Genomic DNA, 25,882 nt, shown 5'->3' with positions numbered 1-25,882 from the left:
TTGTAATTTTAGCGCGTGAAAATACTAAAATTACTTCTCCTTCCATTTTCACTTTTTTATGGCATTGCCATTTGGTGCCGTAACAAGCTGTATGACTGGAAAATTCTCAAAAGTACGCGCTTCGACTTTCCTGTGATAGGTATAGGAAATCTTTCAGTGGGAGGAACGGGCAAAACCCCCACAGTTGAATACCTGGTAAAACTGTGTTATGCTAATAAAATCAAACCCGCTGTCATTAGCCGCGGATATAAGCGCAATACAAAAGGCTATTATCTTTTAGATAAAAAAGCGACCGCACAGAATGCCGGTGACGAACCTTATCAGCTCAAGCGGAAATTTCCTGAGCTTGCTGTGGCAGTTTCAGAAAACCGGGTGGCAGGCATCCAACGGCTAAAGAAGGAAGTGAAGGATACGCAAGTGGTAATTCTTGATGATTCATTCCAGCACCGGGCGGTAGAGCCGGGCCTCAATATTCTGCTGACGGATTATTCCCTTCCATTTTTTGAAGGTTTCCTGCTTCCGGCAGGACGACTCCGTGAGCCAAGAGGCAGCCGCAAAAGAGCAGACATTATAGTTGTCACCAAAAACCCGATCGTGCTTTCGCCCTTTGAGGAAAGACGATTGCTGGATCGTTTGAAACCGTACCCACACCAGCCGGTTTATTTTTCATTTATTAAATATGAAGAACTGCAGCACGCCACCGATCCCGCCACTGATCCTCCTGAAACCCGTGAACTGAGCCGGACCAGTGTTCTCCTGTTTACCGGAATTGCCAATCCTGTTCCCATGAAATTTTTTCTGGAGCGCAAATGCAAGGAAGTTTTCCTGATGGAATTCCAGGATCACCACCGCTTTTCAGAAAAGGATCTGGAAAAAATTCTTGTTCGGTACAAGGAAATGTATAATCCTAATAAAATACTTATTACAACTGAGAAGGATCTGCGGAGGCTGGAAACGATGAAACATTTTAGCCTTATCAAGAATCATCCGCTCTTCTACCTTCCAATTACTTATAAATTTCACGAGCATAAAGAGGTTTCATTTGATGAACGGACTCTTCGTTTTATTAAAGAGTTTTAGCTTTACTTAAATATATCAGCCGAATAAAATAAACAATTATATCGCGACAAAGAGTACTATAGAATTATAGTTGGAAGCTTTTCTATTTAAGCGTTCTAATGTCCTTTTGCTGCATGCCACATTACCCGTGGTATACTGTCATCTGTAAACTGCCAATTTCTTTTTATGACTATTTCGGATCAATGGCGTCCCGCAATCCTTCGCCTATTAAATTAAAAGCAGTAACAGTAAAAAATACGGCCAGCCCCGGAAATATCACCAGCCACCAGGCCTGAAATTGTTGCCTGCCCGCACTTAGCAGCGATCCCCAGGAAACCGTCTCCGCAGGCAAGCCAATCCCCAAAAAGCTGAGCGCAGACTCCAGCAGAATGGCGGCTGCCACAGCAAAGGCCACGGAAACGAATACTGGCCCAAGAGCATTTGGCAAGGCGTGAACCCAAATGATCCTCCGCTGCTGGAAACCCAGCGCATGAGATGCTTCAATAAAACCGAGGTGGCGCAACCTTAGCATTTCCGCACGAGTGATTCGCGCAATGCCCGTCCACATGGTGAATCCGATCACCAGAATTATCATCGCGATGCTTCGCCCTGCTATTGCCGCTATGGTAAGGATGAGTAAAAGACGCGGCAATGAATTGAGTATTTCTATGATTTTCATTACCACCGTATCCACCGGCACGGGTATTTTACTTTTTTTATTTTTAAATATTAATTTGGAAATTAAAATTAAAATTAAAACGAATACAGAAGCGATGACGATGCCGGCAAAAAGCTGAAACATTCCGGGTACTATTCCTTTTGCAAAAGCATCAGAAATGATAAAACGCCTGACCGAAAACCCATAGAAGAATCCGAGGCAGATGCCGACAAGGGCAGCCCAAAAATCAGCAGTTCCCATTTGCAGGCGGTCGTTACCTGAAAATCCTGCAAAAGCGCCCAGCAAAATTCCAATGAAGGTGCCAATGGCGGCAGCCAGCAATCCAACTTGCAGCGAGACGGCAGCACCATGAACAATACCGGCTGCAACGTCCTGTCCAATTGCGTTAGTTCCCAGAAAATGACGAAATCTGAGCGGCATCTCGGCAAGCTTTCCTTCCTGTGAAAGAATATGCTGCTGCTCCGCAGGCCCCACGTAATTACTGTTCAGCCGGTCAGGCCTGTGGGGCGACCAGGGAATGGGTGCCCACCAGACAGCTTCGAAATTCAGTTGCTTCCAATTTACGATGTCATATTGCAGCCGCTCCCATTTCCCAGTTGCCGGATCCTGAAAGGAATCTGTTGCTGCCACTTCCGTTATGGCTGCAAAAGCCGGATAGAAGGACTGGCCGTGAAAGCGCGCATACAGCGGCAGATCAGTGGCGAGAAGGTCTTTGAGCAAAGCGATGAGCAACAGAAGGCCCACAAGCCAGAGCGAAAGCAGGGCAGCGCGATTTTTCCTGAACCTGGCCCAGGCAGCCTTTCGGGGTGAGGGATGGCGGGTTTTCTTCATGGGAGCTAACGCGGATTGGAATACGAAATGCGGGGATCAGCCAGGACATAAAGGATATCCGCCAGCAGGTAGCCCGAAAGGGTGAGGAAGCCGGTCAGGGTAAATATGGCCACCACCATCGGGTAGTCGTGGTTCAGGATGGATTGATATATCTCCAGGCCCATTCCGGGAATGGAAAAGATGGTTTCAACAATAACGGAACCTGCAATGGCAGCCGGAAAGACATTGGCGAAAAGCGTAATGATTGGCAGCAGTGAGTTTTTAAGCGCGTGTTTCGTTACCACCTTCCATTCGTTCAGACCCTTAGCGCGGGCGGTTATAATGTACTCCTGCTGCAGGGTATCCACCATTGCGGCCCGCATTTGCCTGCTCAGAAATGCAAAGGAACCGTAGGCATAAGTGATGACAGGCAGCACAAGATAGGGCGCGCTGTGCAAGGCGCGCTTCCAAAGCGGCCAGCCGGAATCAAACACCACAGGGTTGTTAACCCCGGAAACCGGGAACCAGTCAAAAACCTCCGGATTAGCAAAAAGCACCAGGAGCAGCGTTCCTGCAAAAAAATTGGGAAGGGAATAAAGTCCGAAGAAAAGCATAGACAGGCCGCGATCAGCAAACCGGTCACGATAGTACGCTGCAAACATCCCCGCAGGAAGGCTTACGCTGTAGGCAAGTACAACGGCAAAAAAGGCCAGGATGAATGACCACCAAAATCGTTCAGGCAGGCGGCTGCTGATCTCCCGATGATCCCGGTAAGAAATGCCGAAATCGCCCCGGACAATTCCCTGTGCGGTTTGCCCATCGCCAAACATCCAGCGGTGATATTGATTCCGGAAGCCATGCCAGTGAAGCATGGGAACGAGGACTTGCCAGCGTTTCTCATTTTCCAGAACACTTTCAAAAGCAACAGCCGATTGATCCAATGACTGGTACAGTACCGATATTTCTGTCTGCGATGCAATATTTTTCAGTAGCTGCAAGCGTTCCCGGATCAGTACAGGATCCCAGCTTTGAAGCAGCGATTGAATATGGATCAGCGAGGTTTGGAGCAACTCGGGATCTTTGGGATTTTGCCTTAAAAGTTGTTCATTCAACGTGTAGGCAGTTTTCAGTTGCAGGTAATATTTTTTGACGGCATTCCAGTTTCCATGCGCTGCTACCAGCCGCTCCAGTGCCTGGCGATGACTTTTTTCAGGGATACGGTGGAGCGTATCAGGCGTGGCAATACTGGCAACGCTGAAATAGAATAAGGGCAAGTTGAGACCCAGCCGTTCCCGCATCTGTTGTTGTGCCCTCAATGTGGAAGATGACGATTGCAGCGGCCCTTCATTTCCACCTTTCGCCAGACGACTCACCGGATCGCCAGGGGCACTCGCACTGATGGCAAAAGCCAGCAGCGAGATGATAAACAAAGACGGAATAAATAGCAGAAGGCGCCTGACGAAGTACATTGTCATGAGCCAAAACTCCTACTAATTTATGATTAAGCGGTGGGAATGACTGATTTTATTAAGAATTCAAAAATCATAAAATAGCGAAGGAGGAACTGCTTGCTCCTCCTTCGCTGACTGGAATAGATACTTAAAAAAGATGGTAATGAAAAGGATAGTCTTTTACGTATGCTCAGGTTCAACCTGTTCGGAAGCCGAAGATGAAGTTTGCTTTTTTTATTACGATGCAAAGATGCCTGTTAAGCATAAAGGCATCCTTACCCGAAAATTAATAAAGGGTTAATCGTAAATGATTGAGGCGATGTCAGGAGAGTTCCCCGCTTGCCTGATTAGAAAGGCACGGATGAAGATCCACGAGGCGGGAGCACCGGCAGTAAAAAAGAAAAGGGAAGCAACCTTCCCTTGAAAACACGTTCGTCAAAAACCGGAAGGAGAGAATTTTCCCAAAAGACTCCTCCGGTTTTTATCCCAACTTCACTTATCCAACTACTTTCTGCGTGCTTTCAGGTTCAGGCATTTTCCCTTTTCCTAACAGTACTTGCTTTCCGATACAAAAGTAAAGGGGCCATTCTCGCAAACCGGGCTTGAACCGGCCATACTCTTACAGGAGCAATGCAAACTCTATTTGTGCAAATAAGCAGATTTATCGTAGTCAAATGCTACGGGGCAGGAGGAGGTAGAAATGATTTTGAAATGAATGGATTCTGTGGATAGGAATGACGAGTGCAGGAAAATAAAATTACTTCGGCAGATGAAGAAAGTTAATATATTCAGTACCAATACAGGATGCCAAAGACCAACAAGCCTGCAACACATATTGCTATTTTAATCAATGTATATTTCATTGCATAAAACGAAAAGAAGGGAGAAGGCAAAATCATACTCTAAAGACTTATAGCAGGGGAAAATAGTTGCAAGAGATATGATAAAATTACGATCCTTCACAATTTATTAAAATTGGTTCCGCAGGCGCCATTCAGGGCTTTGTTCCATAAGGCTGAAAGCACGAGCCCCGTGCGGATTTTTCATCTTTGCAAAATGGTTGCGTTAACGCTTCTTTCAGTTTATTGTGTGTTGTTGATGGTGCTGCTGATCTTCAGCCTGGCGCAATGCCATGTTACCCTGCTGGCCCTGAGCGGCAAACGGTCGGGTGAGCCGCTTCCCGAAGCTGTTGAGCTTCCAGCCGTCACCGTGCAGTTGCCTGTATATAATGAATACTATGTGGTGGGACGGCTTATAGATGCTGTTGCCGCATTTGACTATCCCGCTGCGCGCCTGGAAATACAGGTGCTGGATGATTCTACTGACGAGACCTCTGCAATAATATCGGAAAGAGTAAACTTTTGGAAGAACAAGGGCTGCAATATCCGGCACCTGCAGCGCGATGGCAGAAAGGGCTACAAAGCCGGAGCGCTGCAATTTGGCCTTGAGCAGGCGCAAGGCGAGTTCATTGCCATTTTCGATGCAGACTTTCTGCCGGCTCCGGATTTTTTGCGCAGGGCGATGCGGGGATTTACCTCTGAGAAGACAGGAATGGTGCAGGCCAGGTGGACCTACCTGAATGAGCAATATTCCTGGCTCACGCGTATCCAGGCTTTTTTCCTGGATGCCCACTTTCTGGTAGAGCAGCGCGGACGTCACAATGGCCGGCTCTTTTTTAACTTTAACGGAACTGCGGGCGTATGGCGAAAAAACGCCATTACGGATGCGGGCGGCTGGGAGCACGACACCATCACCGAAGACCTGGACCTTAGCTACCGTGCCCAATTGCGGGGATGGCAATTTAATTTTCTCGAAGACCTTGAAGCACCTTCAGAACTGCCGGTGGAAATAAATGCGGTGAAAAGTCAGCAGTATCGCTGGGCTAAGGGTTCTGCAGAAACCGGCCTGAAACTCTGGGCCATGATCCTCCGGGCAAAGATTCCATTTCGCAAAAAGCTCCACGCTCTTTTTCATGTATTCAACAGTACGCTCTTCGTTTTCAGCTTTATACTCGTATTAATAAGTGTACCTTTTTCATTAATAAAATTACAATTACAGGCCACGCTGAATATTGATTTCCTGACCGTATTTATATTATGTTTTATAAATCTCTGTTTCTATTTTTTTATTTCATGTTTAATCAAAAAGAAGGGGTGGAAAGCTGCTATCACCTATTTTCTGCTCCATTTCCCGGTATTTATTGCTTTCTCGATGGCCTTTTCTTTTTTCAATTCACTGGCCGTATTGCGGGCATGGTTGGGTTACCGGTCAGAATTTGTGAGGACACCTAAATTTAATGTTCTTGAGAACGCACAAATGCCGAGCAGGAACCGCTATGTAAAACGCTCATCATTTCACCGTTCCTTTTGGGAAGGGTTGCTCGCGCTTTATTTCTTTGGCGGCCTTATAGGCACTTGCTTCACAGGAGAATTTTTGATCACACCGTTCTTCCTTCTCCTCACCATTGGCTTCGGCAGCCTCGCCTGGATGACGGTGCAGCACAACCGCAAAACCTCACCTTTTCTTGACTGATGCCTAACCTGTTCAATTTCCGCCTTCCGCCTGAGAACCCTGAAATTTGAATGGATATGAACAGGCGCTTGTGGTTTCTTTTGTTGATGATGGCGGGAAGCCTTTTTACAACCATCAGCCTTTGCTATTTTACAGATCGGACGCTCTTTCCGGCTGTCATTGGCCAGTACGCATTGCTGTTCCTATTATATGCGGGAATGATGGCGACCGCGTCTCAGGACAGAATTGTGAAGCTACTTTTGGTATTTGCCGTGCTGATGCGGCTGGTACTGTTGTTTTCGCTGCCTGGCCTGTCTGATGATTTCTACCGGTTTCTGTGGGATGGAAATTTGTGGGCAAACGGTATAAATGCCTATAGCGCCCTGCCCTCACAAATGCTGCAGGAATTGACTGCGGGAGGAGAAGGTGCATTCCCCAACCGGTTGTATCCATTACTCAATTCCCCGGAGTACTTTTCAGTATATCCACCTGTTAACCAGTGGATATTTGCGCTTTCGGCCTGGCTCTTTCCAGGGCAGTTGTGGGAGCCTGTGGTGGTGATGAAAGGATTCATCCTGCTGGCGGAGTGCGGAAGCATTATACTGCTGCTGAAGCTTGCACGGATCTTTAATCTTCCGCAAAAACAAGTGCTGTGGTATGCGTTGAGTCCGCTGATCATAATAGAGCTGATGGGCAATCTGCATTTTGAGGCGCTGATGATCTTTTTTTCATTGCTTATGATTTGGCTTTTGATAAAGGGAAGAACACTTTCTGCGGCTGTAGCACTCGCGTTTGCTGTTGCGGTAAAACTGCTGCCAATTTTCTTTCTGCCCCTGCTCCTGGGTACAGTTCTCATTTCCAATACAAAAAATCCTAAAAACTGGCGGTACAAGAAATCAGTCCTGAATCTGCTAGTCTTTATATCAGTGCTGTTGCTTATAGGCTGGACTATGGGCGGGTTCAGTCCGTACACCGCAATCTGGAGTAGCATTCGCCTGTACTATGAATCTTTTGAGTTCAATCCCGGCCTGTACCTGGTGGCGAAAGAGCTGGCGTATAAATCAGGAGGTGACCGAACTGCTGCTACGCTTGTGATGAATATTGCGCTGCTTGCCGGACTGATCATGGTTTACGCACGCTATCTTTTGCTTTTAATGAACGACCGGCCAAAGGGGTTACGCTATTTGCCACTGGCCATGCTCTGGGTGATGTCCTTTTATTATTTCACTGCCAGCACGGTGCATCCGTGGTATCTTGCTTCGCTCCTCGCATTTTGCAGCCTTACGTCATTGCGCTTTCCGGTGGTATGGAGCGCTTTGATCCCGCTCACTTACATTGCCTATTCTACGTATCCGTATCAGGAAAATTATTTTTTGATATTGTTAGAATATATGATCGTGGCCGGTTGGCTCACATACGAACTTGCAAGACCAGCCCGCCTTTCTGCATTAGTAAGGCAATGAGAGCTACATAGCGTTGCTTAATTTTGTCGGCTTAAAATTGATTAGCTTTTTACTCACGATACAAACAGAATTAAAAAAATGCCGGAAGAAAAGAAAGGGAACACTACCGAACTTAGATTTAATGTGCAACTGGATGAGGATAATGTTCCTGAAAAAATTCAGTGGAGTTCTACTGAAGGTGGACAACTGAGCACAAAGGAATGCAAGGCTTTTATGCTCTCAATTTGGGACGACAAGGAGAACCATGCATTGCGCCTTGATCTTTGGAACAAGGAGATGCGGGTTGATGAAATGAATATTTTCTTTTTTGAGACGATGATGACGATGGCTGAATCGTATGAGCGAGCCACTAATAACTCGGAGATGAGCGTGGAGATACGAAAGTTTGCCCGCGAGTTTGGAGAAAAGACGGAGTTGCTAAAGCAGAAACGTGATGAAAAGTAAGCGGTAGAATTACAGAAAGAACAGAATGGGGCAGAAACCCCTGGACCAGCATAAAATTAAATATGACCCTGGTTGTAGATCATTAATATTTGGTAGTAATTAATACGTATATTTGTGGCGGGGACGAACTCCTTCTTGATATAGGATAATGGTTTACTTCAATTGAATATCTTTTAATATAGGTATTTATACTGAATAAAAATGAACATTTACTTATGTAGTTTGTCTTATTAGTATAAATGTTTCGCAACACAAAAATATATTCGCCATGAAAAATTTAGCCAAGAAACACGGGAATTTCTTTAAAGCCTTGGTCATCCTGTACGGGATATGTTGGATGCTGATTCTGTTTAGCTCTTGTTCAGCATCTGAACAGTTTTATAATCCTTTACCGGCAGATCCGGCCTATAGCACAATTGAAAATACTGATGCTCAGGCAGACGCTACTTTGCCTGGAAAAGAGATTCAGTATTAAATATAAAAAAAATGAATGGACTGAAACAGTTTGGCAATTCTTTCGCAAGAAGGAAGGCAACCTCAGGTGGGAAAGTGAGAGAGGCTCACCTGGAGTCAACGTTAGTTTTTTCATGGTTTTAAATCGCCTGCAACGGGCGATTCGATTAAAAGCCTTTCAGCGCCCGCTGGAAGGCTTTTTTCGTAAGCCGGTATTTCTCTCCTAAATTCGCCCCTTCAAAAAAATTATATACCCATTTAATAAAAGCATGGAAAAAAAGCTATTTGACCGTATTGATCCAAAGATCCTGAAGGCGATTCCCAATCCCTCCAATGGCGCTTACGAAATAAAGATCAAGGTTCCGGAACTCACATTTCTGGGAGTGCAGGAGCAACCGGATTTCGCGACTCTCTACATCACTTTCTATCCTAAGAAAAAGATCATCGAACTCCGGTCCATGAAGCAATACATGTATCAGCTCCGGGATGTCATCGTATCGTACGAACGACTCATCAATATTTTTTATGAACAAATGATGGAGGTTTATGAACCCGAACGCCTGCGGCTGGTCATGATCTGCAATCCGCGCGGAGGCATCAGCTCCCGCCTCACAATTGATTCCGATTGGGAAATCCGTGGTGGCAAGGAGAAATTCCGCGACTGGACGGGCAGTGAGGATACCTGGGATGTGCTGATGTAGCCTTACTCTTTCAGGCGGAGCCAAATGATCCTGGTTGTGTTACCTGTTTTTTTACAGGTGCCGCAAAATGGTGTAAATGATCTTGTACCCGGCCAGCACCGTACCCTTAACCGTTCCTGTGATTTTCGAAACCCCGATCCGCTTCCGGTAGCTCACGGGTACTTCGCAGGTCTTCATTTTCAGCTTAGCGGCTTTCACCTGCATCTCCACTGTCCACCCGAAGGTGGTGTCCTGCATGTTGATATTCATCAGGCTGTTCCATTTTATAGCGCGGAAAGGACCAAGATCAGTGTAGCGGTGGTTGTGCAAAATGCGAATGAGCCGGGTAGCCAGCCAGTTGCCAAACACTTGTTGCGGGAGCATGGCGCCAGATTCGCGGCTTCCTAGTGCGCGTGAGCCAATCACGAGATCGCAATCATCCTCCAGAATTTTCTGTACGAGCAAAGGCATTTCTTCAGGATGGTCAGAATAGTCGGCATCCAGGAATACCACGATCTCTGGCGGCAGAGGTTGTTGCTTCAGATATGCGATGCCCTTGAGGCATGCAAAACCGTATCCGCGCCTTTGTTCATGTAAAACCGTGGCACCTGCTGCTTCGGCTTTCGCCACGGTATCATCCGTAGAAGCGTTGTTCACCACCACTACTTCCTTTACCAGGGACTGTGGGATATCCCCGATCACCTTTCCAATAGAATTACACTCATTGAAAGCAGGAATAATAACCGATATGCGCGGAGGACAAGTCAGGGGAGAAAAGTCTTGAGCTGAGGCAAAGATTGCAGGCATTGTGGATTTGTGGCCTCTCGTTTCATTTGATCAAAATCATTCAAATTTTAACTGCTTCATTTTTTAATGGAGAGCCTGAAAGCAGGATCCAGAAGAAAGCAAAGAATGACACGCCCACCTGCCGTTCCAGCATTGCCTCGGCCATCAGCGCAAAAAATAGGACTAGCCACAAGGTGAGAAAAAGAAAATTATGGCTGGTGTGCCTGAGGAAGAGCGGAAAGAAATAGACGCCAACAAAAACCAGAAAACCTGTAAGTCCGGCACCCGCCAGGAAGATGAGGAATTGGTTGTGTGGCAAATGGCGGCTATTCGGGGCGAGCGCGGGATAATAGGTATCAAAACCATCTTCCATCTCAGTTCTGAGATCGGCTATGCCGGTGCCAAATACCGGATGCTCCAGGAACAACCTGCCGGATACTTCCCATGCCGCCAGCCTCATGGAGATTGAGTACTGGTTGATGTCTTCTCCTTTTACAAATACACTAATATCCTGCATAGATTGTTGAACTCTGGCTTGAAACGGTTTAACGAACCAGAACGCAAGTAACAGCATTCCGCCAAGCGCTGCGACTGAGGCAATGCCGGTAAGATACCTCTTTTTCATAAAGGCGATGTATAGCACGATGAGCAGGAGGGAACCATAAAATGCAAGCATCCCGGTGCGTGCGGAGAGCGAATGCAAAAAGATCAGGCCCAGCACAATAAATAAGTAAAGCGCCCTTCTCAGCCATACCTGAGCAATCCATTTTTGCCAAAGCAGGACAAATGAGGCTAATAAAGCAAAGGCGAGCATCACACTATAATAGATATGATTTAAACCGCCTATAATGATCACCGGCTGATGCGCCTGAATATCCCGCATTACTTCCTCATAATGCAGCAGGAAATAGCTCAGCGTGAACACCCCTGCCGTGCCAATGCCCGCAATAAAAACCAGCACAAAAAACAGCAGGTTCTTCCGTTTATAATAAGTGGGCGAGGCAAGGGCAAAAGGCATAAACAGCAGTGGCAGCCTGATAATGACAGAATCAACAAAGCCGGATTGATTATCCGTAAAAATGCCATTAAACAGTATGATACAGAAAAGCAGGAGCAGGAGCAAAGCAGCTTTATTCCTGAAAAGTTGCCTGCGGAAGGTGGCGAAGTCATCATTCAGTAGCGGGTGGAGCAGCATGAGTACGAGGCCGGCAGTAATCAGCACCCGCGAAAGGGAAAGCCCCAGGAGAAATAACGTTGCGCCAGCCGGCCCGATGTAAGGAAATATTTTTTTCAAGTATGTCGGTTAACTGAATCGAAGTTCCAAAAATAAATCAGCCGTTGGCAGGCGGCACAGCTTGGTAGCGGAATATTTATCATGTCTGAAGGTTTGGTAAGCCGCTAAAGGATTTTTCGATGCACTGCCATAACAGCCGGGCCGACCGGTCCCAGGAGAATTTCTGCTCCTGCTCAAAACCCATCTTCGACATTTTCTGCCGCAGTTCAGGATCTTCTGCTACTTTTTGCATGGCTGCTGCAATATCGTTTATAGAAAAAGGATCGCAATAAACTGCGGCTTCTCCGGCCACTTCGGGCAGCGAGCTTGAGCGTGAAGTAATGACGGGAACTCCGCTTCTCATCGCTTCCAGCACCGGTATTCCAAATCCTTCAAAAAGCGATACGTAGGTCATTGCCATAGCCGAAGCCAGGAGATTCCGAACCTCTTCTTCCCCGTTTATCCGGCCCAGAAAATATACGTCCTCTTTGTGATGGATCGCCTCATGCGTTACCATTATCTCATCACTTTTGTAAGCTGCACGGCCAATTACCAAAAGCTTTATTCCTTGTTCATCGTGCTGTTTAAATTCATTAAATCCCAGGAGCAAACGCTTCAGATTTTTACGTGGATACATTCCGCCAATAAAAATAAAATACGGAGCGCCCCGTGTATATTTTTTGCGCGTCATTTCCTGCACTTCCGCAGCTACCGGTCCGTATGCCTTGTTGGCCCCGTTGTACACCACATCAATTTTTGCCGGGTCAATATGATAGTGGCGGGCAATTTCCTGCTTTGAATATTCTGATACCGTTCCGAGCCTCACCGCCTTTCTGGCATAGCGCGGCATGTAGTAGCGATAAAATTTCCTCCCCAGGTACGGCACCTGCTCCGGGAAATGTTCATACGCCAGATCGTGCAATACAGAAACGGAAGGGACGCGGGTATTTAATGAAAGAAATCCGTCAGGCGAAAAAAAGAGATCCGGCCTGTATTTATTCAATGCCCGCGGAATGGAAAATTCAAAGAACAAGTACCAAAGCAGCGGATGGCGAGCCTGCGGCTGCAAAACCACTGGTGTAATATTATTTGAGGTAATGAATTTATCATGGAAAAGGCGGTCAAAAAAATAAATGAACTGATGCTCAGGGTGCAATTCCACGATGCGTCTCAGGGTTTCGTAGGCAAACCATCCAATTCCATCCATTTTTCCATCCACCAGGAGCCGTGCATTTATTCCTATTTTCATTTATTTAAAATTTAATAATATAAAAATATTAAAACGTTCTGTCATTTTTTAATGGGGAGCTATCATGTAATTTTTAAGAGCCGGCTATGCCTTTATGTTTTGACGCCCGTGGCGGAATGACTCTAATAATATTTCCTTCAATCGGGTTCACAGTTCCTGTTCATTTAAATATATCCGGCAGGTATCCTCAATTGTTTTCTTTAATGGAATAAAATCAAAATTCAGCGCATTCTTTATTTTTTCATTCTTAAAGAAGTAGGATAATTGTGCAGCCTGCGCCAGTTCCCTGGTAATAAAGGGCTCGCTGCCTGTGAGGAGGCTGCGAATGCTTTCCGCACGCCATACCAATTCGCTCATCAGGCGGTTGGCTTTTATTCGCGGAGCCGGAACATTTAAGCATTCAGCGATGGAATTAAAAAGGTCCAAAAACTTCCAATTTTCCGAGACGAGTACATATCGTTCATTTTTTATCTCTGAATTCATAAGGCCAATCAAAGCACGGGCAACATCCCTTGCATCAACAAATCCGGTGGCGCCAGGGGTATAGAATTTCAGGCCATTGGCTACAGAACTGAAAAGCTTGGGCGGTCCGTGACTGAAATCGCCCGGAGCGAGCACCACACCCGGATTGACGATGGCGCAGGGCAATCCTTCAGCCGCTCCACGCCACGCTTCCATTTCGCCAAAATACTTGCTTTCAGAATACCGGGAAGGAAAAATGAAATTCTCAATATGGCTTTCTTCGTCCAGCATTTGGCCGGGCCGCTTGTATAGCGCTCCAATGGAACTTACGTAGCCAAGCTTTTTCACGTTATTGGCCATTGCAGCATCTACTACATTGGCCGTTCCGTTCACATTGGTTTCAATGATCGCGTCTTTCCGCCTGCGGTTGAAGGATACCAAAGCCGCTACGTGATATACCTGTTCAGCGCCCTGCATGGCCTCTTCGAGTTCCGCAGCATCCAGGATATCCGCTTGCCGCCATTCAATATTCTCCAACTTCTGCTGCTGATTGCCCTCTCCGAGCTCATCCAGAAAGCGAAATACATTCTTCACCTGCTCCATCGAACTTGAAGCCCGCCTTATGGCTACAATTTTTTCCGTGCTGAAAGTGAGATAGTAGAGAAGATAGGAGCCGATAAACCCGGTGCCTCCGGTAACGAAAATCATGTGATTGAATTAAAATTCAAAACTAACCATATCTGTGCAAGTAGCGGATGATGTAGCCGCTGTCTTGGCTGCTTCTCATTATATTTGGCCGCACCAAAAAGACACAATGGATTTAGATACTTTTTTTGTCCCTGTTTCAAAAGAGGAAATAGCAGACGGCCGGCCTTTCCAGCCAGATGAATGGGGCACGCAGCTAAAGGTTCATGACAACGGGTTTCCCGAACTGGAAGGATGCACCATCGCACTCGTTGGCATCAGGATGACGGAGGAGGAAGATCCTTTCTCAATGCAGGTGCGCAAATGGCTTTATCGCCTCAGAAGGAAAAGCTATGCAGCCACCATGCTGGATGCAGGCGATCTGCTGCTGGATGATGACCGCGAGAAAAACTGCCAGAGCCTGGGATACGTAATCAGCGAACTGCTGCTGAAAAACATAATGCCCGTCCTTATTGGCGGCCCGCAATATCTGGTGTATGGCCAGTACCTGGCCTTTCAATACATGAAAGAGTTTGCAAATCTTGTTTGCTTTGATAACCGGTTTGCCTTTGAGCCGGAAGAAGCAGGAACGATTACCGATGAAAATTACCTGCAGCGCATGACTTTTAGCGCTAACCCCTATATTTTTAATTTCAGCATTCTGGGCTATCAGGGTTACTTTGTAGATGCTCCTGCTCTTGAAGCGCTGGAGAAACTTTATTTTGACCATTACCGCCTGGGAAATGTACGCGCTGACCTCAAAGAAATTGAGCCGGTGATCCGTGCTGCTGATTTTATGAGCTTCAACGTGTCCGCTGTACGGCAGTCAGATAGCCCGGCCGGTATATTTCCCAGCCCCAATGGGTTTACCGGAGAGGAGGCTTGTGCTCTTGCACGCTATGCGGGCCTCAGCGATTCGCTGCGCTGCATCAGTTTCGGAGGTGTGGATCTATTGCACAAAAACCGGCAGCAAACTGCCCACCTGCTTGCACAGATGATTTGGTATTTCGCAGACGGCACGCTAAATCACATCAGGGAAGAGCCCATCAGCGGGGATCCCGGTTTCACCCGCTTTATCACCACCATCCATAAGGAAGCCTGCGAAATCATTTTTTACAAAAGCAACCGCACCGGGCGCTGGTGGATGGAGATTCCCCTGGACAACCATAATAATAGGGAATTGCCGAACAAGCATGTTATTCCATGTACCTACACGGATTACCAGCACGCCTGCAATGATGAAATGCCGGAACGATGGTGGCAGACTTTTAAGAAATTAAATTGATGGTTAATAGAACATTGAATGGTCTTAATAAGGCATAAAAAATATCACCTTTTCTAATTGCGATTTCTTAACAAAGAGTAGAGTTTTTCCTTGCTGAGGTGCAGTCTCTACCCAGTCGCCCCCTGTGCCGGGTGACGACTACCTTTCGCGGCAGTTTGCCCAAGGTTATAGCCTCAACAGCGTAAGCTACGGTCAAATGTGAAGAGAGTAACCATCACTTGGCAATACCTAATGGGCTGGTCGCGGCACTACTTCTTTCCCGCATTTTGCGAAAATATTCAGTGCGCTGTTCAGGGGTCATGTCTGCGAGTTCAGCGTTCATCTTGTCCCTAATGGATCGCAATTGTTTCACCAAACCCTTTACGGTTTTTACCTTCTTCCTAATCATACCTGAAAATTTCTTTTGGAGTTCATATCTCTAACATAGGGTACCAAGTTTTAAGTTCACAGAATTGCATCCCACACCTCCAAGCCCTTTTCTTTCATGCAGTAGCGCCAGCTTACCAACAACAGGTTCCTGTACTCGTCTCTAATGAATACATCTATCCAATGAACTACTGCTAAGCTGATCAAATGCAATCCTTCCTGATTCAGAACTTTGTATTTTTGTCTCATCGCTGAAAGGTAGGGAAGTTGGCCATTTTCGCTGAATAGCTGTTTTACCAATCAGGCGTGGAAGGCACGAGCAAATGCTCGCGTCAGGTTGGTGCAGTCTAAGCCAACAAAATAAAATTTTGAATCATAACCCTACTACATATAAAACCACCAAATGATACTTTATTCTGACGAATCGGGCCTTTCCAATGATGAAATTGATATAATTAATACTATCAATTCAGAGGTGCTAAGGTTACTCTCTTTTTATGAATGGAAGGAGGATATAAGGAAATCCTTACCTGATCTCTATCAAGAGGCCAAACAAAGATTGATAGCAACTCTCTTTATAAAGCTTGATGAAGATCAGCAAACAGGCTATATCTTGGGTAGCCACGGTACATTTTTGGAGAGGACGAAAGAAATTGCAACTGGCAATGAACTTTCCCAAAAATTTATGGATGGGCTAATAACGCAGGATGAGCTATTAAATATAGGTTTTTCATTTCATCCATACAGTGAAAACATTTACACAACACTGGTAGACTGGAAAAAATGGGAAGGGTTAGCAAAAAAACATCTCAATTCATTTAATATTTCTATAAAGGAAGAAAATAATATTTATGAGAAAATATTAACCATATTTGATAGACGAAATGCTTATCTTAATGTCAATAGAGAACAATTGGTAAGTAAAAAACTTCAAATATTTATGTCTACTCTGGTCGATTTGTTATCAGAATTTAATTATGTTGGAAGCCATAACACCATTCCGTATAAAGATATTTATTCAACTGCTCTACAAGCAGTTGAAGGGGCGCTAACATTTGAAGAACAAATTACTAAGCTTTCTTCCCATGGAGCATTTAATCCTAAAATGGAAATACTTGCACAGGCCCTTTTAAATGCGCCAGTCGAATTAAAAGCCGATTTCTTTACGACAATGAGGGTGGGATACTCAGAGTTTATTGCGGGGATAGAGAGAACTGAAACCAAATTTCATGATCAAGTAATTTCACAAATAGTTCATGTCAGTTATTTTCCTGCAAACATGAACTCATCTAGTAATCTATTAATGAAGGCGTGGAAGGCCACCTATTCGCTTAAAACAATGAACTATACTTCAGAAGACTTTCAATCATTAGCCAATGATCTTGAAAGTCTGTATAATGATATGCACATAAATGGCAGAAATCCTCTTACTGAAAAACACATCGAAAAATTCAGCCTATTCTTATTAAAGATAGGAATAGATATTCCACCTGAAGAAGCTATGAAATATTTTGAAAAGGGAGATGTTATTAAGAACTATAGAACAGCTGGCAAGCATCTTTTTGCTTACTATACTATATCTTCTTCTTTTAATGGAGGGCTGGCTTTTTCTGGGATCATACGGGCAGTAAGGAACCAAGAAAAGCTGTTTACAACAGAAAGAAATAATCTAACAAAGTATACAGATATAAAGAGAAAATTCATTACACATTCAACTTCCTATTTCCTGGGTGGTGATAGCAAATTAGTTTATCCTTATAATGCATTGACCTATATCGATGAACTGTTTGAGCAATATCAACGAGGCATTATACCTTTCAATTTAGAAAGTGATCCTTTGTATTATCAAAAATCGGACGGGAAATATTCTATAAACCACCGCTATAGTGACTTTATTATTAGGGCGGTAAAGGAAGATCCGTCCTTCAGGGAAAACTTCAAACCTGTATATTTTGATGTTTTAAAAATCCAAAGTGAATCAACGGAAAAAGTAAATTACCAAACAATGTCTGCAAAGATGTCTATGTATAACAGGTACAATGCTTTTTTGAAAGGAGGATCTAGGAATGATACTTGGATTGCTTTACCAACATTTGTAGGGTTTCCAACAATGATGTTCATAAAAGTGCGAAGAATCAATCCTTCAGGTAGGCACAATTATCCTTTATCAGCTAAGGAAATGTTGCTATCATTTGTATATCAGGATATAATGAAAGCTAAAGCTGCCCAGGAAGCTTTTAGGATCGCTGTTAACTCTGGTAGGTATTATCATCTTATCTATCCGTATCACATTTGTTGTAAGTCTATGGCAGAAATGATTAGGAAGACATTCAAAGAGGATGGCCCAATAATTCAAGAATTTGAAGACTTGACTATAACTCAGAGGCAAGAAGTTTTAACTAAATTTAAAGGTAGGGCATTTGAATTTTTGCAACTTGATTTCCTCGAGCATAGTGATTCAGCTAAAGAGCTTATGAGATTAATGCTCGAATCTTCCGATGAAGATAAGACATGGGCGGAGAATGATGAACTTGTTGGCCAAGCATATAAAGATATACAAGCTTTTATAAACAACGAGATTGAAAGTGAGAAAATGGCACTAACCTCTTACGGTATCCACACTCAGGGTGATTATGGAATATCTAATCCGCTTGATACCAAGGGGATGAGGCTCTATACTTACAAAGAAGGTAAGAATACCTTAAAGAATAATTTTAACCTCTTGGTTGAAGCCTTTGTGTATAATAATTTGATTTATAAAGTGGAACTTATTAAACTTACTGGTATTAGTCTTGGGTTTAGCAAGTCCATTTTTAGCTTCTATGAAAGTTATGCGGGGCTGTTGACACCCGGACTAAAGGCCTATTCGGCCACAAAGGAATTTGATTACGGAGATAGTGAGGATTATAATATGGCTATCGTAAATGACATTTTCTCAAAAAATACTATAAAATTGTTTCTTGAAGTACTACAAAATATGGACAGCGTAGGTAGAACGGCTATTCAGGCGGACCGCATAATGGCCTTCTTCACTGGGGAGAAAGAGGATAATGCTATAGCCATTACTTCGCTGGACAAGCATCGGAGAAAAATGATGGGATTAGCCGGTGCCTGGACAACAAAGCATGAGGAAGCATATAATAACTATGTTAATTTCGGTCATTTTAGAAGTGATAGTGGGCATATTCCTTGTATTCCGCCTCTATATACATATCATGATGGTTTTTACGAAGATCCTTCAGGCGGATTTGTAAAGCGTATCGTATTACAGCATCTTTCCTTTCCTTTATTTACTGATCTGACCAAAGATATTCCAGTTCTTGACAAGGTAAGACGTAGAATGGAGTTGAAAGGAGAATTTAAATCTGGAGAGGAGGAGAGTCAAAAAGGAAATTTAGAGAAAATTGATGTGGTCACTACAGGATCAGCCATAAAGCAGGGCTTGCAAGATGCTTTTTATTTGTTTGATAAAAATACCAAAATGAATGACTTGAACGACCTAAAGATAACTCAACTTAAAACTTCAAACGAGAAAGTATTCAAACTACCTTTAGGCCAATTCCGAGAAACAACTGGCACGGATAGTTTTGTAGATGGGGACATGGACAGAAGAATAAAGAAAGCTGAAGCAGCCATTTATGGCTTATCAATTAATTCAATGGCGATTGACCGAATTCTTGAAGCAAGAAAGCAATGATTTTTGCGTAACGCATGTTTACCACCCAAGCCCACTCACACAAGGCTCAACTCCCTACCCTTGACAAACCCACAGCCGCAATAAGCTTTGCCGGAAATTAGGAATCGATGGTTTGACGGCTCGTTTGATTCTTCCCTGTGTGCAGATTTCACCCGTTCAGTTTCGGCCTGGCAGAAGATTAGGGCTGGTGGCGGAACTACTTTTTTCCCGCATTTTTCGAAAATATTCAGTGCGCTGTTCAGGGGTCATGTCTGCGAGTTCAGCGTTCATCTTGTCCCTAATGGAACGCAATTGTTTCACCAGGCCCTTTACTGTTTTTACCTTCTTCCTAATCATACCTGAAAATTTCTTTTGGAGCGCAAATGCTCGCGCCAGGTAGGTGCGTTGGGCTCATATCCTATTACTGCGTTGCTGTTTGGCCAATATTTGATTAAAAAGAGCCACGGCTATCGCATAGACCATCATAGCGTCTTCTCTTCGAGCTATCGGCATAACCCTTTGAGCATTACTTTTCAACTTCCTGTTGTGAATGTATTTTGATACATATTGAAATAATGCGTAACAGGCGGCTAACCAACTCTCAAAGGCATCCTCGTCATAATCATCTTTTTTAAAGAGACTCGCAATTATTTCCTTTTGATGATCACTTTCAAGCTCCTTGCTTCCATCGCCAAACTTTAATACCTCTAAGAATGATCTGATGTGAATTAGTACTGAATGCCAATCGCCCATGTTCAAGCTTTGTTGCGCTAATTCCAATTGCCTCTCCAATTCATTCAAAATCGTAGCCCAGTCCTCAGGCAAATTAGCGTTTTCATGATGTCTAATGTCTGGAAGTTCGACAAGCAGGTATCGGCCCACACCAAGTTTGGGTGCATATCCATAGGCCCAATCACTTTGGCTAATAGCCTTCTTAACTGAATAATTGAGCCCATCAACTTTAATATTCGATATTGAATTGCCAATAGTTTTTGTAAGCCTCACGTTTAGGTCTATATTGAAGATAACATCTTTTTTAGTTCGTCCCTCTCTGTATTTTTCAATAGCTTCCATAGCATGTGGAGTTATCGTAGCTCGCAAAGAGAAATATCCCTCAGTTGGAGTTTTCGTTTTACCATCATCGGGATAGCCAGATACCATAAAGCGATTTTTAGAATTATTATCGACATAGAGGTCACAGAGATTTTTCCCAGCTTCCAAACCTAATCGAGCCGACACAAAATCAACGATTTCATTGGCTTGGTCATACATGTACTTTATGGCCACTTCGAGTTCGGGTTGAATGCTCCGCGTTTCATTAGCTGAGATATGACTTATTTCAAGGATTTTCATAAGTGTGTGATCTCTCATTCTCCTGATCCAAACGTTCACTTGAGACATGCGGTGCAACCATTTCGATAGAGATTATAGTGATTGATTCAAGGGCCAAAATTAGCGATATTCACGAAATCATATCCCTTCTCCAGCAAATTCGATTTGTGGATACCGGTCTACCTCTTCGCAATAACCCCCCGCTCACCAACCTACCTTTGCCCCCATTATGTCATCACCAAAGGACAAGAAGAGTTTTCGCGATCAGTTCAGTGCGATGAAGAACCTGCCCCGGTTTTTCCGGCTAATTTGGGATACGAGCAAAGGGCTTAGCATGGCCAACATCCTGTTGCGCTTCGTTAAGTCGGCTATACCGCTGGCGCAGCTTTATATCGGAAAACTGCTGATTGACGAAGTGATAAGGCTGATCAGCGCTGGCACGGAAGGCGGGCTGAACTACCTGTGGCTGCTGGTGGCGCTGGAACTGGCGCTGGCCATTTTCAGCGACCTGCTGAACCGCGGCATCACGCTTTGCGACAGCCTGCTGGGCGACCTGATTTCCAACCGCACTTCCGTGATGCTCATCGAACATGCTGCACGGTTGGACCTCTACCACTTCGAGGATGCCACGTTCTATGACAAACTGGAGCGGGCCAGGCGGCAGACCATCAGCCGGACGGTGCTTATGTCGCAGGTGTTGTCGCAATTCCAGGACATCATTACACTGCTGTTCCTGGCGGGCGGGCTGGTGGCCTTCAACCCGTGGCTGCTGCTGATCCTGGTGGTGGCGGTGATTCCCGCCTTTCTTGGCGAAACCCACTTTAACGAGCGCACCTACTCGCTTTCCCGCTCCTGGACGCCCGAACGCAGGGAACTGGACTACCTGCGCTACATCGGGGCGAGTGACGAAACGGCCAAGGAAATCAAGGTCTTCAATCTTTCGGGCTTTATCGCGGAGCGCTTCCGGGTGCTAGCAGACAAATATTACTACGCCAACCGGAAGCTGGCCCTCAGGCGCAGCCTCTGGGGAAGCGGCCTTAGCACATTCGGGACGCTGGCCTACTATGCGGCCTACGTTTACATCCTGCTGCAAACGGTGAGCGGGGCGATCACGGTGGGCAGCCTCACCTTTTATGCCGGCTCCTTTGAGCGGATGCGCGGGCTGTTGCAAGCCATTATGTCGCGCTTTTCGCAGATTGCCGAGGGCGCGCTCTACCTCCAAGACCTGTTCGATTTCTTCGCCATTAAACCCAACATTGCACTGGGCGAAAACAAGCGGAAAGTACCGCGGCCCATTCAGCAGGGTTTCACGTTTGAGGATGTGGGTTTTAAATATCTGAATAGCGACAAATGGGCGCTGCGCCATGTGAGTTTCCATTTGAAGGCCGGGGAAAAGCTGGCATTGGTAGGCGAAAACGGGGCGGGCAAAACCACGCTGGTAAAGCTGCTGGCCAGGCTTTATGATCCTGCGGAAGGGCGGATTTTACTGGATGGCATTGATCTGAAGGAATATGACCTGCACGACCTCCGCCAGGCAATTGGGATCATCTTCCAGGATTATGTGCGGTTCCAGCTATCGGCTGCGGAGAACATTGCCGTGGGCGACATTGTGGATGTCAGCAACCGTCCGCGCATCACCACTTCTGCCGTGAAAAGCCTGGCCGATTCCGTGATCAGCAAACTCCCGGATGCGTATGAGCAGCGGCTCGGTAAGCGCTTCCAGGATGGCGTAGAGCTATCCGGTGGTGAGTGGCAAAAAGTGGCGCTGGCAAGGGCCTACATGCGCGATGCCCAACTCCTGATCCTGGACGAGCCCACAGCCGCTCTCGATGCCCGTGCCGAACACGAGGTCTTCCTCCGCTTTTCAGAACTGATCTCCGGTAAGTCAGCCGTCCTGATTTCCCACCGTTTCAGCACCGTCCGCATGGCCGACCGTATCCTATTCCTGGAAAACGGCCAGCGAAAAGAAATGGGCACCCACCAAGAACTGCTGGCGAAGGGCGGCAAATATGCGGAGTTGTTTAGGTTGCAGGCGAAGGGGTATGTGTAGGTGCTCCTTGGAACAACCGGAAGTTTTATCTTTGGAGGGCGGTAGCGCTTATGCAAGGAAAATGATGGGTTAAGGGCATGGCGTTTATAAATCGTTAGCCATAATCGAAGAAAATGAATCAGAATAAGATATACTATAAGAGAGCCCTGCGAAGCAAGTTGAAATGGTTCATTCCTATCTCTCTTGCTCTATTGACACTCCTCTATTTTTTATCTATCTGGATCACGAGTCTTGAAAATCAACATTGGACAAATCTCTATTTACTCTTGTCAACTATAGCAGTCAACATTGTGGCAGCTGGCCTGTGGTACTCTCTTTTAAACTCAGCACTTTCATTTCAAAGCAATGCACCTATATTCAAAGCAATGCCCTTTTTGAGAGATCGAAGTTCGAAAGTACATATTCTCTTAGCATCGCTTCCTTCAAACACCAACCATTTGGTAACAGGCATGGGTGAGGCGCGGGCGCTTTCCATGTTACTAGAGACCTTGAAGGTAATCGAATTTCCAATGGAAAATGTTCTAATAAATTATGATGATCATTATTCAAGAGATGAAATTAAGGCGCTGATTGAAAATGAGAATGTACTCATGTTGGGAGGCCCGAATCATAATTCTGCCACCGCGTTTTTTATGGAAGATAATTTCAATAAGCTGTCATATGTTTTCGAAACGGCAACACCTAACGCAAATGGCGGAGAGCAGGCAAGTTTCACTTCAAACATTGTAACAAACACTCAGCGACCACAGGTAGTTACTGGGTCTGAACCAGGTAATGTTGAGTCCGACATTGATTTGACTAAAGATTGTGGGATGATAATCCGTAAAGAAGGGGCCTTTGACAATTTCGCATATGTCCTGGCTGGTGGTATGTCTCCAGGCGTGTGGCTCGCCACCTGTGTACTGACTAGTTACGATGTGTTTTTGTCAAACGGTCAGCTAAGTCAACAAATAGTGTTTGAGAGCAAAATTGAAAACGTATTCTCTGCTAAGTTGGACAGGGTTAAGATCGTAAAAAATCAAGAACTTATCAAATAGAAAGTAATGAACGTAGTACTAATAACTGGTGGGAGTGGCTTAATAGGAGCATCAACAGTCAATGCTTTTCTTGAATCTGGCTACGAGGTGTTGAACGCTGACTTAGTAGATAATGAATCGCTAACCAAAGAATCTGGATATAGTTTTCTTGAGTTTGATATTCGCTCCGAAGAATCAATTGAGAAATTGACCAAGGTGCTTGCCAAAGAAAATCGGTGCCTTCAGCATCTTGTTAGTATCGCAGGTGGAGCGATTCACAGTGAGTTCTATAGCCTTAGCCAAATGACACTTAACGACATAAAGCAATCCATTGAGTTGAATTTAGTTGGGCATATTCAACTTGTAGCTAGCTTGAAGCCTTTGTTGGAAGGAAGTAGTTGTTCTAATAAAACTATTACCCTCGTTTCATCTATAAATGCTATATTGAACTTTGGGCTACCTGCATATAGTGCCGCGAAAAGCGGATTATTAGGGTTTGTGCGAGTAGCTGCTTCTGAATTTGGTTTTAGCGATATACGAGTAAACTCGGTTGTTCCTGGTACCGTAGTTAACAATTCTCGTAATGAGCCAAAGGACTACAGTCAATACTTGAAAGGAAGCTCCTTGAACCGTTTTTCCACTCCTCAAGAGGTGGCCGAGACTATACTTCTATTAGCTGATCGCATGACTGCGATAACTGGTCAGGGGATTACAGTAGATTGTGGCCAATCTATAAGTGGAACCTATCGTCATGATATATGATTCCAATTCGGATAGCTGGTGATTCCATCGTGGGAAGATCTGGAATTAACCTTGATTCATTCGGATATCTCTCAGATAGCTGTTGTACAACTGCCTGGGTAATTGATGGGGTAAGCCCTATCATTCTTAGCTCTATAGATAGATGGAAATTTAGAGACTTTTACACTGCAACTGAAATCGTTAATCAGAAAATGATGAAATCAGATTGGTCAGATGTGCCAAAGCGGTTTAATGAAATTGCGACATTAATTTCATCGGAAGAGTCCCTAAAGAAAATATTCTCCGATAAGAGGCTATCTATGAGGCCTTTATTTTCCATTGCTTTTGTCAAGGTGCAAAAAATTAAAGGCTCGTATAGAGTTGATTACGAACTATACGGTGACTGCTTTATATCGATTTACCATAATGACGGGTTGAGTATTATTGAAAACAAAGAGATTGAAGACTTGAAAAAGAGGTTGGACAGACTGTTTGGTTCTATAGTATTCAACTTGTCTATTTCGTTAAATACATGTCTCAAGAAATTGACATTTATACTAATCAGATTTTTTCAAATTAGGTTTGGCATGCATCGAGTGTATTGCATAAGCAATCACAGACCCGCAGAAGTTCGAGGTGGTTTTGTGACAGCTGATTTACAACGGATTGTGATTGGTTCTGATGGATTATCTTGGTGCCTCAAGAACGAGAAGGTCAGAAAGAATTTCGAACAGTCGCTTAAAAATGATACCTGCACTCAAATATTGGAGACTGTCAGAGAACATGAATCTATGAATAGTGGTTTTGGTAATCATGATGATAGTACAATTGTTAAACTTGATTTTGTATGATACGTCTTTCAAAAGGGAGCATTGAATGCGGTGCGAATGTCAAAATTGCCCCTACCGTAATATTCCTTCGCGGTGATAACATGGGTGGTGAAGTGGCTAAAGTCCGAATTGGCAGTGGTTCAATAATCAGAGATGGAACTATTATATATGAAGGAGTTACATTGGGTCAGAATGTTATAATAGACCACAACTGTATTGTAAGAGAATTCTGTGTGATTGCAGACAACACAAGGCTGATGAATAACTCTGAACTTGGAAGAGAAATAAAGATTGGAGAAAACTCCAGAATATCTGGCTTCCTTGCGAATCGATCTCTTGTCGGTAACAACACAAGTATGTTTGGATCGCTCCTTCATACCAATAAGAAGCACGGAGGTGGATTAATTGAAACTTCACCAAGAATAGGTTCGAACGTCATGATCGGAAAACAATCATTAATAATTGGAGCAGTTGAGGTTAAAGATGGAATGAAGATCAGGGCTGGCTCCATAGTAACCGAGAAAACTATTGTCTTAGACCCCTATTTCTTGGAGAGATTTTTCAAAAGAGTTTAGGTCTATT

General features: G+C 44.7%; 22 protein-coding genes. 13 read left to right on the top strand and 9 right to left on the bottom strand.

The genetic code is table 11. From position 1 onward, the window contains the following. The first annotated feature begins 15 nt into the window (after nt 1–15). On the top strand, nt 16–1,080 hold the full coding sequence (gene lpxK, locus WD077_12795) for a tetraacyldisaccharide 4'-kinase (protein ID MEX0968110.1): 1,065 nt from the start codon (nt 16–18) through the stop codon (nt 1,078–1,080). A 169-nt stretch (nt 1,081–1,249) separates the two neighbouring features. Here lpxK and WD077_12790 read toward each other — a convergent pair whose 3' ends face one another. Beyond that, nucleotides 1,250–2,569: an ABC transporter permease gene (locus WD077_12790; protein MEX0968109.1), complete on the bottom strand. Its 1,320-nt coding sequence runs from the start codon at nt 2,567–2,569 to the stop codon at nt 1,250–1,252. A gap of 5 nt (nt 2,570–2,574) precedes the next feature. Continuing rightward, entirely contained in the window at nt 2,575–4,023 is a 1,449-nt protein-coding gene (locus tag WD077_12785) for an ABC transporter permease (protein ID MEX0968108.1), read from the bottom strand. 1,032 nt (nt 4,024–5,055) lie between these two features. Here WD077_12785 and WD077_12780 point away from each other — a divergent pair. The 5 genes from WD077_12780 (at nt 5,056) to WD077_12760 (ending at nt 9,571) form a co-directional block, all read left to right on the top strand. Continuing rightward, nucleotides 5,056–6,531, top strand: a complete 1,476-nt coding sequence (locus WD077_12780) for a glycosyltransferase (GenBank protein ID MEX0968107.1) — start codon at nt 5,056–5,058, stop codon at nt 6,529–6,531. A 56-nt stretch (nt 6,532–6,587) separates the two neighbouring features. After that, nucleotides 6,588–7,973: a hypothetical protein gene (locus tag WD077_12775; GenBank protein ID MEX0968106.1), complete on the top strand. Its 1,386-nt coding sequence runs from the start codon at nt 6,588–6,590 to the stop codon at nt 7,971–7,973. Nucleotides 7,974–8,051: 78 nt separating this feature from the next. Continuing rightward, on the top strand, nt 8,052–8,417 hold the full coding sequence (gene gldC, locus WD077_12770) for a gliding motility protein GldC (GenBank protein MEX0968105.1): 366 nt from the start codon (nt 8,052–8,054) through the stop codon (nt 8,415–8,417). Between the two features lie 268 nt (nt 8,418–8,685). Further along, nucleotides 8,686–8,892, top strand: coding sequence for a hypothetical protein (locus WD077_12765; protein ID MEX0968104.1), 207 nt, complete (start codon nt 8,686–8,688; stop codon nt 8,890–8,892). A 247-nt stretch (nt 8,893–9,139) separates the two neighbouring features. After that, entirely contained in the window at nt 9,140–9,571 is a 432-nt protein-coding gene (locus WD077_12760; protein ID MEX0968103.1) for a 7-cyano-7-deazaguanine reductase, read from the top strand. Nucleotides 9,572–9,622: 51 nt separating this feature from the next. Here WD077_12760 and WD077_12755 read toward each other — a convergent pair whose 3' ends face one another. The 4 genes from WD077_12755 to WD077_12740 form a co-directional block, all read right to left on the bottom strand. Further along, nucleotides 9,623–10,357 (bottom strand): glycosyltransferase family 2 protein, encoded by a 735-nt coding sequence (locus WD077_12755; protein ID MEX0968102.1) that lies wholly within the window; start codon nt 10,355–10,357, stop codon nt 9,623–9,625. A 40-nt stretch (nt 10,358–10,397) separates the two neighbouring features. Next, nucleotides 10,398–11,630 carry an O-antigen ligase family protein gene (locus WD077_12750; protein MEX0968101.1) on the bottom strand — a complete coding sequence of 411 codons (1,233 nt, stop codon included), beginning with the start codon at nt 11,628–11,630 and terminating at the stop codon, nt 10,398–10,400. A 79-nt stretch (nt 11,631–11,709) separates the two neighbouring features. Next, the gene (locus WD077_12745) at nt 11,710–12,858 is read right to left on the bottom strand and encodes a glycosyltransferase family 1 protein (protein MEX0968100.1); all 1,149 of its coding nucleotides are present in this window, start codon (nt 12,856–12,858) and stop codon (nt 11,710–11,712) included. A 147-nt stretch (nt 12,859–13,005) separates the two neighbouring features. Next, nucleotides 13,006–14,028, bottom strand: a complete 1,023-nt coding sequence (locus WD077_12740) for an NAD-dependent epimerase/dehydratase family protein (GenBank protein ID MEX0968099.1) — start codon at nt 14,026–14,028, stop codon at nt 13,006–13,008. A gap of 106 nt (nt 14,029–14,134) precedes the next feature. Between WD077_12740 and WD077_12735 the strand changes: the two genes are divergently transcribed. Continuing rightward, on the top strand, nt 14,135–15,289 hold the full coding sequence (locus WD077_12735) for a hypothetical protein (protein MEX0968098.1): 1,155 nt from the start codon (nt 14,135–14,137) through the stop codon (nt 15,287–15,289). A 214-nt stretch (nt 15,290–15,503) separates the two neighbouring features. On the opposite strand, the gene WD077_12730 is transcribed toward WD077_12735, so the two are convergent. Both WD077_12730 and WD077_12725 read right to left on the bottom strand, forming a co-directional pair. Further along, the gene (locus WD077_12730) at nt 15,504–15,677 is read right to left on the bottom strand and encodes a hypothetical protein (GenBank protein ID MEX0968097.1); all 174 of its coding nucleotides are present in this window, start codon (nt 15,675–15,677) and stop codon (nt 15,504–15,506) included. Nucleotides 15,678–15,733: 56 nt separating this feature from the next. Continuing rightward, entirely contained in the window at nt 15,734–15,904 is a 171-nt protein-coding gene (locus tag WD077_12725; GenBank protein ID MEX0968096.1) for a hypothetical protein, read from the bottom strand. 154 nt (nt 15,905–16,058) lie between these two features. Between WD077_12725 and WD077_12720 the strand changes: the two genes are divergently transcribed. Next, the gene (locus WD077_12720) at nt 16,059–19,352 is read left to right on the top strand and encodes a hypothetical protein (protein MEX0968095.1); all 3,294 of its coding nucleotides are present in this window, start codon (nt 16,059–16,061) and stop codon (nt 19,350–19,352) included. 390 nt (nt 19,353–19,742) lie between these two features. Here WD077_12720 and WD077_12715 read toward each other — a convergent pair whose 3' ends face one another. Beyond that, complete coding sequence (locus WD077_12715; GenBank protein MEX0968094.1) at nt 19,743–20,684, bottom strand: hypothetical protein; 942 nt, start codon at nt 20,682–20,684, stop codon at nt 19,743–19,745. 208 nt (nt 20,685–20,892) lie between these two features. Between WD077_12715 and WD077_12710 the strand changes: the two genes are divergently transcribed. The 5 genes from WD077_12710 to WD077_12690 all read left to right on the top strand — a co-directional run bounded on the left by WD077_12710 (nt 20,893) and on the right by WD077_12690 (nt 25,875). Continuing rightward, the gene (locus WD077_12710; protein ID MEX0968093.1) at nt 20,893–22,713 is read left to right on the top strand and encodes an ABC transporter ATP-binding protein; all 1,821 of its coding nucleotides are present in this window, start codon (nt 20,893–20,895) and stop codon (nt 22,711–22,713) included. A 113-nt stretch (nt 22,714–22,826) separates the two neighbouring features. Then, a complete protein-coding gene (locus tag WD077_12705; GenBank protein MEX0968092.1) occupies nt 22,827–23,750 on the top strand; it encodes a hypothetical protein in 924 nt (307 codons plus the stop codon). 6 nt (nt 23,751–23,756) lie between these two features. Then, the gene (locus WD077_12700; GenBank protein ID MEX0968091.1) at nt 23,757–24,491 is read left to right on the top strand and encodes an SDR family oxidoreductase; all 735 of its coding nucleotides are present in this window, start codon (nt 23,757–23,759) and stop codon (nt 24,489–24,491) included. Continuing rightward, entirely contained in the window at nt 24,488–25,321 is an 834-nt protein-coding gene (locus tag WD077_12695) for a hypothetical protein (protein MEX0968090.1), read from the top strand. Before WD077_12700 ends, WD077_12695 begins: the two co-directional genes overlap by 4 nt. Further along, entirely contained in the window at nt 25,318–25,875 is a 558-nt protein-coding gene (locus tag WD077_12690) for a DapH/DapD/GlmU-related protein (GenBank protein MEX0968089.1), read from the top strand. Before WD077_12695 ends, WD077_12690 begins: the two co-directional genes overlap by 4 nt. Nucleotides 25,876–25,882: the final 7 nt, after the last annotated feature.

The sequence above is a fragment of the Bacteroidia bacterium genome (assembly GCA_040880525.1).
Taxonomy (GTDB): Bacteria; Bacteroidota; Bacteroidia; order CAILMK01; family JBBDIG01; genus JBBDIG01.
The sequence above is the reverse complement of the archived record's forward strand: the minus strand, read 5'-3'. Positions and strand labels throughout refer to the sequence as shown.